This is a genomic window from Kitasatospora sp. NPDC001119, assembly GCF_053598475.1.
In genome coordinates, this window is record NZ_JBSFKI010000004.1 from 132,588 (window position 1) to 150,143 (window position 17,556).

A 17,556-nucleotide genomic window follows, 5' to 3' on the forward strand; every position below is an offset into this window, starting at 1 on the left:
CCCGCTGGTCGTGGGGCACGCGTCTACTGCCAAGTGTCTGTGACGATACGTCAGTTGATCCGGACGATGGCCCCCTTGAGCACCGCCTCGGCGCCGCCTTCCACGGTGACCGCCGTCGTGCCCCGGACGGTGACCGATCCGCCGCGCACGTCCACCGTGCCGGTGCCCGCGTCCAGGGTGATGCCGGAGGGGGAGAGCCGCACGGTGCTGCCGGCCGCGCCGCCGAGGCCGTGGACGGTCAGCACGATCTCGCCGCGCTGCTGGTCCAGCTTGACCTCCAGCTTGCCGTCGCCGCTCGCCAGCCGGACGCCGGACTTGCCGCCCGGCACGTCCAGCAGCTCCATCCGGTGGCCCGAACGGGACACCACGGAACGGCGGTTGACCTTGCCGGAGCCGGCGTCGACCAGCGGCACGTCGTGCGGGGAGGGCCGGTCCACGCCGTTGTAGAGCCCGCCCAGCACGTACGGACTGTCCAGGTCGCCCTGCTCGAAGCCGACCAGCACCTCGTCGTTGACCTCGGGGCTGACCACCCCGCCGCCCCCGGCGCCGCCCCACTGCACGGTGCGCACCCAGTCGGAGACGTAGGTGTCGTCCAGCCAGGGGAACTTGAGCTTCACCCAGCCGCGCTGCCCGCCGCCCGGCTCCCGGACGTCGGTGACCACGGCGACGGCCAGGCCGGGTATCCGCGGCCCGCGCGGCGGCGCGTTGCCGCCGCTGGTCAGCCCGGCCAGCGAGCGGTCGGGGGCCGCGCTGACCACCACGGTGGTCCGGTAGCCGCGGAACGGTTCGAGCAGGTGGCGCACCCCCGTGGCGGTGTAGCGGCCGGAGAAGGCGGCGCCGACGTTGCCCAGGGCGACCGCGGTGCCCGCCCGCAGCCGCGGGTTGCCCTCGGCGACGACCTCCAGCTCGCCGAAGCCGGCCGCCACCGAGGCGGCCAGCGACCGGGCCACCGAGGCGGTCTCCGCCTGGGTGCGGTACGGGGTGTCGGCGACGGTCAGCCGGGCCCGGCCGGGGAAGGCGGAGGTCACCGCCGAGGGGCTCATCCCCGGCTGCACGGTCTGCGACGTCACCGCGGGCTCGGTGGCGACCAGGGCGCTCTTGGTGGTGACGTTCCAGCCGCGCGCCTCGACGGTGTCCGCCCCTCCGGCGCCGGTCAGCACGCCGCGCAGCTCCAGCAGGTTGCGGCCGTACTCCAGCACCAGCGGGTTCTGCGGCGCGGGGGTGGAGGGGGCCGGCGCGCCGGAGGCGGGGTCGGGCTTGACGAACTCCAGCTTCCCGTCGTCGTCCACCCGCACCTGGGCGCCGCTCTCCTGCGCCAGGAACTGGAGGAACTCCCAGTCCGGGACATTGGCCTGGGAGAGCTGCTGGTGGACGACCGGGAAGGCGTCCACCCGCCCGCAGGTCAGGCCCGCTCCGGAGGCGACCTCGCGGACGATGTCGGCGGTCGTCATGTTCCGGAAGGCCTTCACCCGGCGCCCGCGCATCAGCCGGTGGGTGACGGCCGAGGCCCGCACCACGGTGTACGAGCCCGTGGTGTCCACCTCCAGCTCCAGCGCCGTCACCTCGCCGGTGAACAGCCGCGCCCGGGTGTTCCCCTGGACGGTCACCACGGACACCTTCAGCGGGGTGCCGATGGTGATGCCGGTGGCGGACAGGAAGGTGTGGTCGGCGTCCCGGAAGGACAGCACGGCGGTGTCGGGCAGGCCGACGCTCTCCTCGATGTCGCAGGAGACCAGCTGGGTCGCCCAGATCGGCGGCAGCGGGCCGGGCGCCTCGACGACGGGGTCGGCGGCGAAGGAGCGGCCGCCGCGGGCCTCGGGCGTGGTCATGGCCGTACCCCCTGCGCGGAGCCGCTCGGGGTCCGTCCGCTCTGGGTGAGCTCCTCGATCCCCGGCACGATCAGCTCGGCGCCCGGGATCAACGCCAGCGGATCGTCGATGTCGTTGGCCTCCGCGATGGTGCGCCAGGCGGTGGCGTCCCCGTAGGCGCGCCAGGCGAGCAGCGGCAGGCTGTCGCCGGCGATCACCCGGTGGGTGCTGCGGGCCTCCGGCGAGCCCGAGGTCGGGTTCTGGCCGGCCGGGTCGACGCTGGCCTCGTCGATGGTGAGCGAGCAGACCGCCCGCAGCGGCTTCCCGTCCACGTCGAAGAGCGAGTAGGTGACCGAGAGGCCGGTCAGCACCCCGTTGAACGACGTGGTCTTCAGGGTGCCCCAGTCCAGCCTGATCCACGGGCTGGCCGGGGTCTTGCGCGCCAGGCTGGCCGGGGTGGGCACGCAGGCCGTCATCAGCTGCTCCACCGCCCGCTCCACCGAGTTGTCGTGGGTCGCGGTGGAGTCCAGGAACACGTCGAGGGAGAGCGAGCGCGGACCGCTGCCGACGAACTCGGGCAGCGCGGACTCGCCCGCCATCCGGGACGGGGTGCGCCGCCACTCGGTGGTCTTGCGCAGCACCAGGGTCGCCGGGTTGAACTGGAGCCGGAGCTGCGCGAGCGTGCCGCCGGGCTGGGCGCCGACCGTGGACGGTGGCTCCATGATGGTCAGTTGGGCCCGGGTGACGCTCGCGGGGACCGCTGGGGACATCCTGGTGCTCCTTCCGTGGGTCGGGCTGTCGGGCGGGGGTTGGGTAGGCGGGTGGTGGGGTCAGAAGGGGCGCAGGCCCGCGTGGGCGATCTCCAGGGTCTCCATCGCGGCCTGGGAGTTGGCCGGGTCGAAGGACGGGCCCTCCCAGCGCACCGGGACGATCCCGAGCACCTGCCAGCCGACGATCCGGCTCAGGTCCGGCCGCAGCGCCACGATCTCGCCGTCCTTCGGCTCGACCTTGCGGACGATCTCGGACAGCCAGCGGGCGATCTTCGTCGTGTCGGCGGTGACCGCCCGGGTCAGCGTGATGTTCGTCCAGGTGATGCGGCCCGGCAGCTGCCAGGCGAAGCCGTTGTTGCCGCCCTCCGCGTACTGCTCGATCTCGACCTGGGCGCCGAGTCCCGAGCAGGTGGTGAACTCACCCAGGTCGTTGCCGCCGATGGTCAGGCTGAAGAACACACTGGTCGCGAAGATGGTGTCGGTCATCGGTTCGGCTCCCTGCTCCCTTGCTTCCGGTCACGTCGCCGCGGCCCGCTGGCGGCCGTCCGGCTGGTGTGCGTCGTTCTGGTGTGCGTTTCCCGCTCCGCGCTCAGCGGCGCAGGTCGTACGGCTTGCCGCCGCGCTCCCGGCCCCTGCGCAACTCGGTGCGCAGCAGCCGGCCGACCGGTTCGACCAGCCGCCGGGCCAGTTCGTCGAGGTCGGCGGGGTCGGCGGACGACGCGGCGGGTGGTCCGCCGGGGGCGCTCCCCGGGGTGGTCGCGGCGGTCGAGGCGGCCGGGGACGGCGCTGCGCGCTGCACCGTGGTGGGCGTACGCGCCGGTACGGCGGTCAGCGGCACCCCGGTCAGGCCGTTCTGTTCGGCCACCCGCTGCAACAGCCGCGCCGTGGCGGGCGAAGGCGGGGCGGGCGGGGTGACTGCGGCGTTGGCGGCCCTGGTGGCGGTGGTGGCGTGCCCGGTGGGCAGGGCCCGTGACACGACGAGCGCGGGCGCGCCGGAGGGCCCGGTGGCGGCCGGGACGGCGGGCTGCTGCGCCGGGGACGGCTGCGGGGGCCGGGACGTCGCCGGAAGGCGCTGGACCGGCGCGGCCGTCACGGGCCTGAGCCGGACGACCGGCGGGCGTGGGGCGGCGGCCGCCGCCGTCGTGGACGCCGTACCGGGGGCGCCGGGGCTCGGGCGGCCTGCGGAGGTCGGCATGGCGGAACGCTGCAACGCCGGGGCGCTCGGGTTCGGGACCACCTCACGGGGTCGGTCGGGCAAGGCGTACGAGGGGTTCGCGGGTCCGGCTGCGGTCGGGCCGGTGCCTGCCTGCGCTGACGAGTGCTCCGCGGCCCGATCCGACGACCGCCGGGAGAACGCGCGTTGCACGGCAGCCACGACCCCGCGCGACGCCCCCGCATCGGAGCCGGCCGCCGCCGGGGTGCTGAACCGCGCCGGGCCCGCCTGTGGGGCCGACGTCCTGGCGGTGGCGCCGCTGCCATCCCCGGTGCCCGACGGGCGCCGCGCCTGCGCACGCGCGTGCTGCGGAGCACCTGTAACCGGCGCGGCCGCCGCTTCGCCGTCCGTACGGGAGGCGAGCGCGTTGGGCCAGACGGCCGGGACCACGGGCTTGGCGGGCGCCGTGCCCGCGCCGGTGGGCGCGGAGGTGCCGGTCGCGGGCGGCGCCGGCGGAGCGGCGAGGGCGACCGTCATCCGACGATCGCCGAGCAACCCGCGCCGCTGGCCGATGAGTCGGACGGCGCGTTGCACGCCCAGACCGCCCGCAGCCGGACGTGCGGGAACCGTCACGGGAACCACCTGGCCGCTGCCACCTGCGGGCGCGGCGCCCGCAGGGCGGGGCCGGGCGCCGGGGACGATCGGCTGCGCGGAGGTACCCGGCCGCCGCTCCGGGCCGCCGCCGGACGGCGAGGCGGCGGGGGTGCCCGTCGTTGCCTGCGGGGCCTCGGAGGCTGCCGGGCGTCCGGCGGCCGGTCCGCGATGGCTGCGTTCCCCCTGCGGGTGCGCACCATGGGAGCCGGCGGCCGGGCTGGTCGAGCCCGTCGATCGTCCGCCATCACCGCTCTGGGAGGGGGAGTTGGGATCCGCCGGGCTGTCGCCGGGCTGCCTGACGGCGCGCTGCACGGGCAGCCCCTCGCCGGCCACCGGCGAGGTGACGGCAGGGACGGCCTGGCCTGCCGCCGGAGGCGTGATCCGCTGGACCGGTCGGCGCCCGCCGAGCAAGGGAGCGGCGCCCCCCGCCACGGCCGCCGTCGGCGGCAGCGCGTCGAGCGGCGCGCCCAGGCCCCCGCGCGTCCGGGCAGGGGCCGGGTCGGGCTGGGTCGGTGCTGACGGCGCGGGCGCGGACGTCGCACGCTGGACGGACGCGCCCTCGACGGTCCCCCCCCTACGGGCAGGGGCCGGGTCGAATTGGGTCGACGCTGACGGCGCGGGCGCGGACGTGGTGCCCTCGACGGTCCCGCCCCGACGGGTGGAGGTCGGGTCAGGCTGAGCCGACGCGGCACGACCGGGAGCCGGTGCTGACGGCGCAGGCGAGGACGTCGCACGCTGGACGGACGCGCCCTCGACGGCCTCGCTCCTGTGGGCGGGAACCGGACCGGACTGGGCAGGCGCGGCACGTTCGGGAGTCGGCGAGGACGTAGCGCGCTGGACCGGCGCACCCTCGACAGTCCGGCCGCTACGGGCGGAGGCCGGACCGGACCGATCCGACGCGGTACGACCCGGGGTCGGCGACGACGAGGGTGCGGGCGTGCCGGTCCCGGACGGCGCGCGCTGGACGGATGCGCTCCCGGCGGACCCACGGTCGGGCCGCACCGGCGCCGGGTTCCCCGACCCGGAGGCCGTACGGGCACGGCGGGCAGGAGTGGTGGCGGCGTCACGGCCCCCGCCGCCGGACGGCCGGGCGCCGTCGGTCCCGCCCGCCTCGGAGCCGGTGGGCCCCGGGTCGGCGGCGACGACGGGCATGGCCGGCGCACCCGAAGGGGCGTCAACGGCCCGGGGGCCGCCGGTGGCCAGGGGCGAGGCGCTGGCGGGCAGCGCGGTCAGGGGTGCGCCGAGGACCGGGCGGGCGGCCGCGCCACCACCCGACACGGCGGCGCGCTGGACCACCCCCGCGCCCCGTTCGGGCACAGCGGCGGCTCCCGCACCCGGCGGCGTCCGTACGACAGCCTCGGGGTTCGCGGACGGCCGCGAGCCGTCGGTGGGTTCGGCCGTCGCCGCCGCGAGTGGCGGCGGCGCGTCCGTCGCCCGGCTCGACGGCTCGGCGACGGCATCCCGCCTGCCGACCGCCCCCGGGACGGCCGTCACCGGGCGCACGGGCAGGGCCCGGGGGCGCCGCGCGACGGTCAACGGTGCGCTGACGGAACGCGGACGGACCGGACGCTCGGCCCCGTAGGGACGCGAGGAGGCGGCGCCCGCAGCGGGCGTCACCCCGGCAGGAGCCGACCCACCGGGCGTCCCGGCATCATTCGCCGACACCGCAGGACGAGGTGAACTCCCCCGCACTCCACCGGACTTCGGCTCACCGTGCTCCGCCGCCCCGGCTGCCGTCGCCGCAGGCCCCGGCGCACCGCCGGAGGCCCCGCCCGTACGTGCCGGACGCGGCCCCGAGCGCACCGGAAGCCGCCGCAGCCGGACGGACCGCTGGACCGGCCGGGCCGGCCGGGCCGCCGCCGGCTCCCCGCTCTCCACGGGCTCTTCCGCCCCGGACTCCCTCGGGAGGACCGGCACGACGAGTTCGTCCCCGCCCGTGCGGACGGGCGCCGGAGAGCCCGGCCCGGCCACCGCCCGCAGGATGCCGGCCGGCGCGGTCGGGAGGACCGCGTGGCCGAGCGGCCCGCAGAGCGAGGGGTCCTGCCACGCGCTGAGCCGGGACCGGAACCTCAGGCCGTCGCTGACGCCGTGGCCCGGCCCGGCCAGGGTCGGGACCAGCGGCGCGACCGCGCGCCAGCCCCCGTCCCCGGCCGCCCGGCGCCGCTGAACGACCTCGCCCGTACCGCCGGACGCGCCGTCAGCACCGCCGTCGCCGACAGCGGCGTCGGTGCCGCCCCGACGCCGGCCGATCCAGTCCCGAAGCCCCACCCGGCTCACCCGCCTTCGCTGATGCGGGTGTTGAGCCGGGCGATCTCCCTGACCCACTGCCCGCGTTCGCGGTGGGTCAGGTCGAGGATGTCCTCCCGCTGCCAGTGGAAGTGGTAGGCGATGTACGCGATCTCCTCGTACAGCCGAGCAGGCGCGTACGTCACGATTCCCCCAGGCGCCCACCGGCGAGGTCGACCTCGAAGGCGCCGTCGCAGTGCGGGCAGGTCACCGCGGCGCGCGTGTGGCCTTCGCTGTTGATCCGCTGGTAGAGGTCCTGGAGGAAGGCCACGTCGGTGGCGTACATCCGCTCGACGATCCCGGCGTGCACGTCGGTGAGGTCGCCGAGCCGGGTGATCACGTGGCTGAGCAGCACCACGCTGAGGTAGGCCGGGTTCTCCTTGACCCGCAGGTCGATCTGCGGCATCAGCTCGTCACGGGCGGTGGCCAGACGCATGGCACCGTGCCGGTGCACGGTGCCGTCGTCATCCACGTAGCCGATCGGCAGCTCGAACTCGAACTCGGTGTGCGGCACCCGCCCCCGGGGCTGCGCCGCCGCCGCTGGCGCCGGGGCCTGCTGCTGCGGCGCGGTGTTCTGGGGGGCCGGAGCCCGTTCCAGCAGCTCCTCCAGGCCGATCTTGCGCCTCACTCGACCGAAATCTCCTCGAACACGATGGTCACGGTCTCGGTGGCGGCGCTGGATTCGCCGGCGCTGAGGGTCGGGCCCTCCCAGCGGCTGGCCCAGGCGTTGAGGAGCTGGATGCGCCGCAGGGTGGCACCGGTGGTGTCCTTGACCTCGATGGTGAGGTTCTGCCGCGCGGTGTTGATCGCCCCGTTGTTGAGGGTCTCCTTGATCCAGTCCGTGAACGCGCCGCTCTTGTCCAGGCCGCGGGTGATGGTCACCTCGCCGGGGAGCCGGGCGCCGGGCTGCTTGCGGACGATCAGTTTGCCCTCTTGGGTCACCTGCTTGTACTCGACGACGTCCTGTTCGACCGTCAGGTTGCTGATCTCCTTGACGGACTCGACGTTGTAGCCGCCGAGTTGGACGCCGAATATGTGTGTGGAGAGCGGATCGCCTTCAGCCATGGGTCTGTGTCACCTTCCGATGCGAGGGGTGCCGAGGGTGCCGGGGAGCGGCACGGAGGGGTGGTGCCGACCGAGCCGGCCGGTCATTCGTTGACGAGGCTCGTGCTGTCGGAGAACTGGGACAGCCGGAACACCACGAACTCCGCGGGCTTCACCGGGGAGACGCCGATCTCGCAGATCACCTGGCCGAGGTCGATGGACTCCGGCGGGTTGTTGTCGCGGTCGCACTTGACGTAGAAGGCCTCGGCCGCGGTCTGGCCGAACAGGGCCCCGCGCCGCCACTCCTCGGTGAGGAACGCGGTGATGTTCCGGCGGATGCTGGACCACAGCCGGTCGTCGTTGGGCTCGAAGACCACCCACTGGGTCCCCAGGAGGATGGACTCCTCCAGGTAGTTGAACAGCCGGCGGACGTTCAGGTAGCGCCACGCCGGGTCGGAGGAGAGGGTGCGCGCGCCCCAGATCCGGATGCCGCGTCCGGGGAACGCCCGGACGCAGTTGACGCCGATCGGGTTCAGCAGGTCCTGCTCACCCTTGCTGAGGCGCAGCTCCAGGTCCACCGCGCCGCGGATGACCTCGTTGGCGGGCGCCTTGTGCACGCCGCGCTCGGCGTCGCTGCGGGCCCACACCCCGGCGACGTGCCCGCTCGGCGGGACCAGCACGTTGCGACCGCTCGCCGGGTCGAACACCTTGATCCACGGGTAGTAGAGCGCGGCGTAGCGGGAGTCGAAGCCCGCCTCGTCGTTGCGCCAGGTGCGCATCCGCTGGGCGTTGAGGCCGGGCGGCGGGTCCAGGACGGCGATCCGGTCGCCCATCTGCTCGCAGTGCGACATCACCGCCAGCTGGACGGTGCGCAGGCCCTCGTCGTCGAGGTCGCCGCGCTGGTAGGCGCTCATCAGGTCGGGGACCGCGACCATGGTGATCTCGTCGATCGCCTCCAGGCCGCCGAAGCCGGTCCGGGCGGCGGCGTCGCCGACGTACTCGGCGGGGTCGAGCCGGCCGGTCGGGGCCGCGGCCGGCGCGGGCGCGGCGGCCAGGGCGTGGCCGCGGCGCTCGGGGCGGCTCGGCGCGGTGCCGGGCTGTTCGGCGACGGCGACCAGCTTCGACTCGCGCAGCTGGGTGACGACGTAGCCCTTGGTGCTCTTGCGGGTCGAGACGTCGTACGTCTCGACGACCTCGGCGCCCCGGCGCACCAGCAGCCGGAACCGGTCGTCGGGGACGTTCTCGCCCTCCGCGTCGACGACCTCGACGGACACCTCGCCGCCCGCGCCGGGCAGGGCGGAGAAGAGGAAGCCGGCGATCTCGACGGGCGGGGCCGCGGTGACGGCGGGGGCGGCGCCGGGCGTCCGCCGGGCCGGGTCGCCGACCCGCACGACGTAGGCGGAGCCGCCGCCGTTGGCGAAGAAGCCGTACACCGAGTGGGCCAGGTAGGTGCCCTCGGTGAAGCCGCCGAACCGCTGGACGTACTGGTCCCAGTTGGTCACCAGTGTAGGCTCGTGGAAGGGGCCGGTCTCGGCGAAGCCGACGAACGCGGCGACGGCCGTGCCGACGCCCTCGATCGGCCGGGCACCGGACTGGACCTCCTCCACGTACACGCCCGGGGTGAGGTACGACGGCATACGCGCTCCTTCGGCTGGCCCTGCATTTTCGCCGGTCATTCGCCCCCGAGTCTGCTGCCCGGGCGGCACCCGGGGACATGTCCCCAGGTGCCGGACCGGGGGCAATGCCGCTGCCCCCGGCGGACACCGCCGTACGTACCCACCGGCCTCCGCCGCCCCGGGAGTGCTCGGCCGTGGCGGCCGGCCACGCGGGAGGTGCTCAGCCGTGCCCGGCGTCGCCGAGGACGCCCAGCCACGGCCCGAACTCGCTGGCCAGCACCAGCCGGCCGAGCTTGCGGTACTCGCCGACCACCGCGGAGACCAGCTGCGCCATGCCCAGCGGGGCGCCCGTCCCGGCGGCCAGGTAGGCCGCGGAGACGGCGCAGGCCCGGATGGAGCCGCCGGTGAGCTCGAAGTTCCGGGCGCAGTAGTCCAGGTCGAGGTCGTCGCCGCGGGGCACCAGCGGTCCCAGGCAGCGGTCCCAGAGCCGGCGCCGCTGCGCCTCGTCCGGGAGCGGGAACTCCGCGATGACGTCCAGCCGGCGGGTGAACGCCTCGTCGAGGTTGGCCCGCAGGTTGGACGTCAGCACCGCGATCCCGTCGAAGGACTCCATCCGCTGGAGCAGGTAGGCCGTCTCCACGTTGGCGTGCCGGTCGCGGGCGTCCTTGACCTCCGAGCGCTTGCCGAACAGCGCGTCCGCCTCGTCGAACAGCAGGACGCCGTTGACCTGCGCGGCCTCGGTGAAGATGCGTTCCAGGTTCTTCTCGGTCTCGCCGATGTACTTGTCCACCACGGTGGCGAGGTCCACCACGTACAGCTCCATGCCGAGTTCGGCGGCGACCACCTCGGCGGACATCGTCTTGCCGGTGCCGGACTCCCCGGCGAACAGGGCGACCACCCCGTTGCCCCGGCCGCCGCCCGGGCGCATCCGCCAGCTCCCGAGCACCTGGTCGCGGTGCCGGGCCCGCAGCACGAGTTCGCGCAGCCGGCCCGCGGTGGGGGCGGGCAGCACCAGGTCGGACCAGCCGACCGCGGGTTCGATCCGGCGGGCGAGCCGGGCCAGGCCCGCGCCGTTCTGCGCCCGCACCGCCGTCCGCAGGTCCTCGGCCCGCACCGGGCGGTGTTCGGCGGCCGCCGTCCGGGCCGCCACCGAGGCCGCGCGCGCCACCTGCTCCTGGTCCAGCCGGTACGCGGCGACGGCCTCGGCCAGTTCCCCGCTCAGCTCGCCGCCCGGCTCCCCGCCCAGGGCGTGGGCCCACTGCCCGGCGCGGTCGCGCTCCTCCGGCGGCGGGACGGTGACCACCACCGGGCTCCGCGCCGCCCAGGCCGGGTCCCAGACCTGGGGGCCGTGCACGACCAGCGGGACGCCGTCGAGTTCCGCGCAGAGCTCGCGCAACAGCGCGGCCCGCTCGGGCCGTTCGGGTTCGAGGTGGTCCAGCGGTCCGAGCACCACGCCGCCCCCGCCCAGCCGCGCCTCGCGGGCGAGCACCCGGACGGTGCCCTCCGGCCGGCGGGCGGCGAGCGCGGCGGCGTCGACCACCAGCGGCGGCGGGCCGTCGGCCGCGAGGGCGGCCACCGCGAGCGGGCCGGCGTGCCCGCCCCGGTCCAGCAGGTGCACCAGTCCGCCGTCGGCGGCCAGCGCGCGCAGCCGCTCGTCCGGCCGTTGGAGGCGGGGCCCGGGACCGGCGCGGTGGGCGAGCCCGGCGAGCGCGCCGTCCGGCTCGTCGTCGCCGAGCAGGTGGGCCGTCACCCGATCGGGGACGCGCAGGGTGCGGGAGAGCAGCGGGTGGTCCGGCTCGGTGATCTCCAGCAGGCCGCCGGCGACCAGCGGGGCCCGGGCGGAGAACCGGAAGCGGCCGGCGCCGGCGCCGGGCAGTCCGCACAGGTCGAGGGCCAGGCCGATGGTCGCCCGGCGGCGGGTCAGGTCGTCGTTGAGGTAGCCGTAGAGCTGTTCGAAACGGGAGTCGAGGTCGGGGGCGAGCGCCACCAGCAGCAGGTCGAGGTCCACCGGGAGCAGCCCGAAGGCGGCGGTGAGCCGCCCGAGCCGGGAGCCGGGCGGCGGCGCGGGCCCGTCGCCGGGGTCCGCGGCGGCGCGGTGCACGGTGGCGGAGGCCGCCAGGATGCGCTCCACCGCCTCCGGGCCGAGGTACTGGCCGCGGTACGGGTCGTCCGGGTCCGGGTCGTCGGCGCGGCGTTCGCGCACCGCGGCGCGGACCCGCTGCTCGACCCGGTGCAGCCGCTCCCAGAGGGGGTCGTGGCCGGGCGGCGCACCGTCGACCGCCTCGTCCAGGTCGACACTCACAGCGTCCTGCCCCTCGTCCAGGTCCACGCTCATCGCGCCCTGCCCCTCGGCCGGCGGCCGGGCGGCAGCTCGCGGTCCCGGGGCGCGGCGAAGCCGTCAGGACCGGGGTCGGTGGCGTCCTGGTAGCGCAGTCGGCGGCCCGGGCCGTCGGCGGGCGGCGGGCCCGCCGGGGTGGTGTCGCCGGCGCGCAGCACCAGCCCCTCGGTGACGGGCGGTCCGGCCGGGGTGCGTCCGCCGGGCAGCGGGGCGAGCACCCGCAGGTCGACGGAGGGCCGCAGCTCCCCGCCGAGCGAGGACCAGACGTCGGACACCGACGGCAGGCCGGTGTCGCGCCCTGCGATGTCCAGTCCGACGGTCAGTCCGAGCTCGGCGAGCGTGCCGGTGAGCAGCCGGGCGGGCAGCGTGTCGGTGGCGGTCAGGCACTGCAACACCTCGGCGAGCAGCCGGTGCTCGTCCTGCGGCCGGTTGGTCCAGGCGGTGACCAGGTAGGCCAGTTCGAACCAGCGGGGCGCGGGGCGGTGGCCGGTCACCAGGCCGTCCGCGTCGTGCTCCGCGACGGTGCCGGCCTGTCGGCGGCCGGTGTCCTCGCGGAGCCCGTACAGGAAGACGCTGACGGTGGGGGCGTTGCGCCGGGCGGCGAAGTCCCGGGTGGGGGCGTCGAAGACGACTTCGATGCCGCGTTCGGGCAGCCCGGTCTCGGCGAGCAGCTGCCGCAGTGCCTCGTCGACCTCGTGGATCACCGGCGCTCCACCTCCCCGGGCGGGCCGATGCTGCCCTCGACGACGAGGAAGGGGCAGGTCACCGGGGAGAATCCGGGGCCTTCGGCGGTGATGGTGCGCGGCCCGGTCTCGTCCTTGGGGAGGATGAGCAGCTGGCCGGCGAAGGTCCCGTCGCCCTTCGGGCGGGTGGGGGCGGCCGCGGCGGTGATGCCGGGCTGCCAGGTGAACCGGACGGGTGCGCCGGGCGGGAAGTCCACGCCGCGCACCGAGGTGACGAAGCCGGGCTTGCCGATCGGCGGTACCGCGACGATGCGGGGCTGGAGGATGCGCAGCGGGGTGCCGGCCCGGTGCGGTCCGGGGGTGGCGTCGGTGCCGGTGGTGGTGAGCTCGGCGGTGATGGTGGTGTCCAGCGCCGCAACGGGTGAGAGCACCACCCGGACGACCGCGCTGCGGCCCGGGGCCAGGTCGCTCACCGTGCAGGTGCCGTTGCGGCAGCCGGGGGGCAGGGCCCCGGTGGGCACGCCGGCGGGCAGGCCGAGGGTGAGGCGCAGTCCGGTGGCGCGGGCCTGGCCGGTGTTGCGCACGGTGTAGCTGACGGTCACGCGGCCGCCGACGTAGCCGGGGTTGGGCTGGGCGCCGACGGTGATGTCGGGACCGGCCTGCGGCGGCGGTGCCGGAGCGGGCGCCGGGGGCGGCGGCGGTGCGGGGCTGGGCGTCACGGTCGGGGTGGGCGTGGGCGTCGGGGTCGGTGTGGGTGTCGGGGTGGGCGTCGCGGTCGGCGAGGGGGTCGGGCTCGGGCTCGGCGAGGGGGTCGACGGTTCCAGCACCGGCAGGAAGGTCCGGGCGGAGTCGTCGTCGGGGTACGGGTCGACGACCGTCCCGGTGACGGTCCAGCCGAAGTCCGGGACGCCGGGCCGGGTGCCGACCAGGGTGGCCTTGATCCGGACCACCTGGCGCGGGGTCAGGGTGCCGAGTTCGCAGCGCAGGGCGGCCGCGTCGCACGTCCCGGTCGGGGTGGTCAGCTTGTCGAGCCGGGCGCCGGTCGGCACCGAGACGGTGAGGGCGGTGCCGGGTGAGGGCGCGGGGCCCTTGTTGGTGACGGTGACGGTCACCTCGGTACTGCCGTCGACGGGGACGGCCGGGGTCCGCTCGGGCACGCTGACCGCCAGGTCGACGGACTGCTGGACGGCCGGCTCCTTCTGGCGGCCCGGCAGCCGCCAGTCGAGCTCGGTGAGCTTGGCGGTGGCGAAGTCGTAGACCTTGAGCCCCTCCGGTGAGCTCGGCGGCGCGGCGCGGCGGGAGGTCAGGACCAGCTGCGCGCTGTTCGCCGTCCAGGCGACGTCGCGGGGCTGGAAGGGCCCGGTGGTGGGGCGGTCGGGCAGCGGCCGGGTGCAGGCGCCCTGGCCGAGCCCGGTGGGCACGACCACCGTGCAGCCCTCGCCGGTCGGCGAGGTGACGACGACGCCGTCCTGCTGGTTGTTCCCGCCGTCACCGGCCTTGCGGTTGAAGGCGATGCGGCGGCCGTCGGGGGCGAAGGCGGGGCTGTCGTCGATGACGTCGCAGTTGCCCGGGCAGGCCGTCCGGCTGAGGTCGGTCTGCCGGGTGAGGTCGTCGGCGGTGACGGTCCAGACGTGCAGGTTGCCGGCGTTCCCGTTGACCACCGCCGTCCGGGAGAAGGCGATCAGCTTGCCGTCGGGGGACCAGAACGGCTGGCCGTCGGAGGCGCCCTGCTGGCCGGCCGGCGGCTGGACGGTGCCGATGATCTTCCCGGTGGCGACCTCGGCGATCAGCACCCGCCCGGGCCGGGCCGGGTCCTGGCCGGTGGCCGGGGCGCTGCGGCTGAACACGATCAGCCGGCCGTCCGGGGAGATCGACGGGTCGGTGTCGCGGTCGTTCGGGCCGCGTCCGGCGAGGTTCATCGGCTGCGGGTCGGCGCCGTCGCCGTCGGCGGTCCAGATCCGCTGGATCCGTCCGGCCGGGCCGTCCTCGTAGCGGGTGACCACGATCCGGCGGCCGTCGGGCGTGTAGGTCTGGCGCTCGTACCAGGGGTCGAAGCCGGGGCGGGGGTGGAACAGCGGGTCGGCGCCCGGGTCGGTGCTGGTGTTGTCGGCGGCGGCCGGGTCCTCGCGGAGCACGCTGATGCCGAGGTCGCGCGGGTCGGAGCCGTCGGGGAGGACGTCCTCGACGTCGGCGACGTTGGCGCCGGAGGCGCTGGTCTGCTCGACGACGGGGCCGCCCTCGGTCTGGGTGCCCAGCCAGGTCGGTGTGGCGATCAGCCGGTTGGCGCGGTAGAGCACCTTCGGCGCTTCGCAGTTGCAGGTCAGCGCCCGGTAGAGGTTCACCACCGGCGGCCGGGACGGGTCGGGCTGCGGGGTCGGGTCGTTGGGGTCGAGCAGGTCGGCGCTGAGGAAGAGCACCCCGCTGCCGTCGGCCAGCCAGCCGGCCGAGCCGGTCTTCCAGGTGGAGCCGGTGCCGGGGAAGAAGGCCTTCTCGCCGCCGGTGGGCGAGGTGAGGACCAGGGTGCGGCCCTGGGCGCCCTCGTCCCGGGTGTAGACGATCTCGTTGCGGTGGGCGTCGTCGTTCACCGGGTTCCAGGCCGGGTCGACCGCGTCCCCGCTGGTCACGCTGGTGACCTTGACGGGCGCGCCGCCCTCGAACGGCCGCAGGTAGATCTGACGGTGCGACGGTTCGCCGTCGCAGGAGTACGCGATCCACTTGCCGTCGGGCGAGACCGTCGGGTGGGTCTCGTCGGCCGCGCCCTCGGTGATCCGGCGCAGGCCGCTGCCGTCCCGGTTGACGGCCCACAGGACGTGCCGGGTGCCGCCGTCGCCGGGCCGGGGCTCCAGGGCCTCGAAGACGACGCCCTTGCCGTCGGGGGCGAGGGCGGGGTGGGCGGTGTCCATGCCGGTGGTGAGCCTGTGCACCGCGCCGGCCGCGTCGCGCAGGTACACCTGGGGCAGCGGGCCGTCCCGCAGGCTGGTGAAGACGAGTTCGCCGCCGCGGGCGGACGGGTCCCGGTCGAAGTGGATCGGGCCGGGCCCGAACAGCGGGGTGCTGTCCGTCATGCCGGTCACCCGGCCGAGGCCGCGGTGGTCGGTGCCGGCGAAGACGATCCGCCCGGCCGCCGGGTCGACCGCGGCCGCCGGGGCCGCGGCGGCGCCCTGCCCGCCGGGGGCGGCGCCGGCCAGGGTCACCAGGGCCGTCGCGAGCGCGAGCAGCGCCGCGAGGGCGGCCCGGGCCGGCCGCCGGGCGGAGCGGGGAGTGGCGGTGGCGCCGATCACGGCTCGACCTCACAGGTTGCAGGGGCGGTCTCCCCCGCAGTCTCCCGGGCCCGGGCGCCCGGGGACAGAGCCCGGGCACCCTCGGCGGGGGAAGCACCTCCTGTCCCCAAAGGGCAGACCGCCGGCGCCGTGCACGGGAAGTCGGCCGGGCGACTCTGCTGGCGAAGTATTTGATCTAGGTCAGGCCGCCGTTGGGATGTCGTGTTGGGTGCAGAGTGTGTGGATGCGGGTGGGGCGGCGGTCTGGCTTGGTGGTGGTGTCGAAGTGGGTGCCGAGTCGGCGGATGTTGATCGCCATGCCGGTGAGGACGTTCTGGAGGTGGGTTTTGGCGAGGCCTCGGTAGCGGGATCGTCGCAGGCCGGGGCCTCGGACCGCTTGTGAGATCGTCGCTTCGATGCCGGCGCGGGCCCGGTAGGCCTCGCGCCATCGGGGCGTGTCCTGTTCGGCCTGCATCCGCATCCTGGCGGTGTGGATGGGTTCGGGGTGGATCTCCAGGCTGCGGCCGAGGTGCGGAGCGGCGGTGGTGCACTGGGCGCGGATGGGGCAGGGGCGGCAGTCGGCGCGGGAGAAGGCGACGCGGATCAGGCCGTTCTTCTTGGGCCGCATGGAGATGCTGGTGGCTCCGGCGGGGCAGTGGGTTACGCCGCTGTGCCAGTCGACGTGGAAGTCCTTGGGGGTGAAGGTGCCGTCGTGGGCGCCTCGGCCGGTCCGGACGGTGACGGGGGCGATGAGGGTGATGCCGCGCTCGAGTGAGGCGCCGATGTTCGGGCCGCTGGGGTAGCCGGAGTCGGTCAGGTGCTCGCCGGGTTTCAGGTCCCGGGCGGTGAGTCTGTCCTGGACGGGGGTGACGGCCGTGACGTCGGGTTCGGTGGCGGGGGTGGTGTGGACGTCGGTGACCAGGCTTGGTAAGTCCTCGTCGCAGGACTCGGTCAGGTGGGACTTGGAACCGGTCCACTCCACACTGTCCGCTCCGGGCCGGCCTTTGGTGCTGTAGCGGGCATCGGGATCGTGGGGCGAGCGCACGCGCTGTGCGGAGGGCGGCAGTTCCTTGGTGTCCCGGTAGCGCAGTCGGCCGGTGGCGGTGGCCTCGAAGTGCTGGCCCCACAGCTCGCGCAGGATTTTGACCTGCGGGAGGCCGTTCATCCACGCGGCGTCGGGGTCGGTGTCGATGGCCGCGATCAGGCTCCGGCCGTCGGCGCCGATCTGCTCGGCGAGCCTGGTCGCGGAGGAGTTCTTGCGGCGCAGGAGCCTGCCGGTCTCGACCTTGCGGCCGTAGCGCTCGTCCCAGCCCTCTTTGAGCAGCGGCACGATGAAGCCGGGGCTGGTGCGGGCGATCTCCTCCAGGGCCATCCGCAGGGCCTCGCCCAGGCACTCGATCCGGTTCAGGGTCCGCACGCAGGCCAGGACGTGGGTGGAATCGGTGCGCTGACGCCCGCCCGAGCGCACCAGGCCGGCGCTCTTGAGGCGCTCCAGCATCACGGTCAGCAGCGCGTCCGCCCGGTCGCCCGCCACCAGGCGGGCCCGGAACTCGCACAGCACACTCGCGTCGAAGCCCGTGTACTCCAGCTCCAGCCCCAGCGCGTACTTCCAGGAGATCCGGTCCGCCACCGCCACCGCGGCGTCCCGGTCGGAGAGGTTGTGCAGGAACTGCAGGACCGTGACCATCGCCAGCAGGGCCGGCGAGATCCCGGGCCGCCCCAGGTCCGCGTACATCTCCTCGAACTCACCCGTGGTGAAGTCCTCGTCCGTGAACAACGGACCCAGCGCGTCCCGAACGCGCATCTCGTCCGTCCCCCGCGGATGAACCCGGCGAGCCAGCGCCACCGTCTCCACCGGAATCCCCGACACCCCACCAGGACGCAACACGACCCACCCCCACAGACAGCCAACCCGCCCCGACCGACAGACACTTACTGTCCCACG

At 75.4% G+C, this 17,556-nt stretch carries 12 protein-coding genes; all 12 read right to left on the reverse strand.

Going from position 1 to position 17,556, the window contains the following annotated elements; genetic code table 11:
- Window positions 1–50 precede the first annotated feature (50 nt).
- A complete protein-coding gene (locus ACWDD9_RS06660) occupies window positions 51–1,829 on the reverse strand; it encodes a VgrG-related protein (RefSeq protein ID WP_387825314.1) in 1,779 nt (592 codons plus the stop codon).
- Window positions 1,826–2,578: a CIS tube protein gene (locus tag ACWDD9_RS06665; protein WP_117485891.1), complete on the reverse strand. Its 753-nt coding sequence runs from the start codon at window positions 2,576–2,578 to the stop codon at window positions 1,826–1,828. The genes ACWDD9_RS06660 and ACWDD9_RS06665 overlap by 4 nt, the downstream gene beginning before the upstream one ends.
- Window positions 2,579–2,638: 60 nt before the next feature.
- Complete coding sequence (locus tag ACWDD9_RS06670; RefSeq protein ID WP_049657629.1) at window positions 2,639–3,064, reverse strand: phage tail protein; 426 nt, start codon at window positions 3,062–3,064, stop codon at window positions 2,639–2,641.
- Window positions 3,065–3,167: 103 nt separating this feature from the next.
- Window positions 3,168–3,773: a hypothetical protein gene (locus ACWDD9_RS06675; protein ID WP_449810977.1), complete on the reverse strand. Its 606-nt coding sequence runs from the start codon at window positions 3,771–3,773 to the stop codon at window positions 3,168–3,170.
- A gap of 2,885 nt (window positions 3,774–6,658) precedes the next feature.
- Entirely contained in the window at window positions 6,659–6,817 is a 159-nt protein-coding gene (locus ACWDD9_RS06680) for a DUF6760 family protein (RefSeq protein ID WP_181970396.1), read from the reverse strand.
- Window positions 6,814–7,299: a hypothetical protein gene (locus tag ACWDD9_RS06685; protein WP_449810978.1), complete on the reverse strand. Its 486-nt coding sequence runs from the start codon at window positions 7,297–7,299 to the stop codon at window positions 6,814–6,816. The genes ACWDD9_RS06680 and ACWDD9_RS06685 overlap by 4 nt, the downstream gene beginning before the upstream one ends.
- Window positions 7,296–7,736 (reverse strand): phage tail protein, encoded by a 441-nt coding sequence (locus ACWDD9_RS06690; RefSeq protein WP_049660364.1) that lies wholly within the window; start codon window positions 7,734–7,736, stop codon window positions 7,296–7,298. Before ACWDD9_RS06690 ends, ACWDD9_RS06685 begins: the two co-directional genes overlap by 4 nt.
- An 83-nt stretch (window positions 7,737–7,819) precedes the next feature.
- Window positions 7,820–9,352: a phage tail sheath family protein gene (locus tag ACWDD9_RS06695; protein ID WP_380739038.1), complete on the reverse strand. Its 1,533-nt coding sequence runs from the start codon at window positions 9,350–9,352 to the stop codon at window positions 7,820–7,822.
- Between the two features lie 199 nt (window positions 9,353–9,551).
- On the reverse strand, window positions 9,552–11,666 hold the full coding sequence (locus ACWDD9_RS06700) for an ATP-binding protein (protein ID WP_449810979.1): 2,115 nt from the start codon (window positions 11,664–11,666) through the stop codon (window positions 9,552–9,554).
- Window positions 11,663–12,373 carry a DUF4255 domain-containing protein gene (locus ACWDD9_RS06705; protein WP_117485899.1) on the reverse strand — a complete coding sequence of 237 codons (711 nt, stop codon included), beginning with the start codon at window positions 12,371–12,373 and terminating at the stop codon, window positions 11,663–11,665. Before ACWDD9_RS06705 ends, ACWDD9_RS06700 begins: the two co-directional genes overlap by 4 nt.
- On the reverse strand, window positions 12,370–15,630 hold the full coding sequence (locus tag ACWDD9_RS06710) for a hypothetical protein (protein WP_449811065.1): 3,261 nt from the start codon (window positions 15,628–15,630) through the stop codon (window positions 12,370–12,372). Before ACWDD9_RS06710 ends, ACWDD9_RS06705 begins: the two co-directional genes overlap by 4 nt.
- Window positions 15,631–15,813: 183 nt before the next feature.
- Complete coding sequence (locus ACWDD9_RS06715) at window positions 15,814–17,415, reverse strand: IS1182 family transposase (RefSeq protein ID WP_449810980.1); 1,602 nt, start codon at window positions 17,413–17,415, stop codon at window positions 15,814–15,816.
- Between the last annotated feature and the right edge of the window lie 141 nt (window positions 17,416–17,556).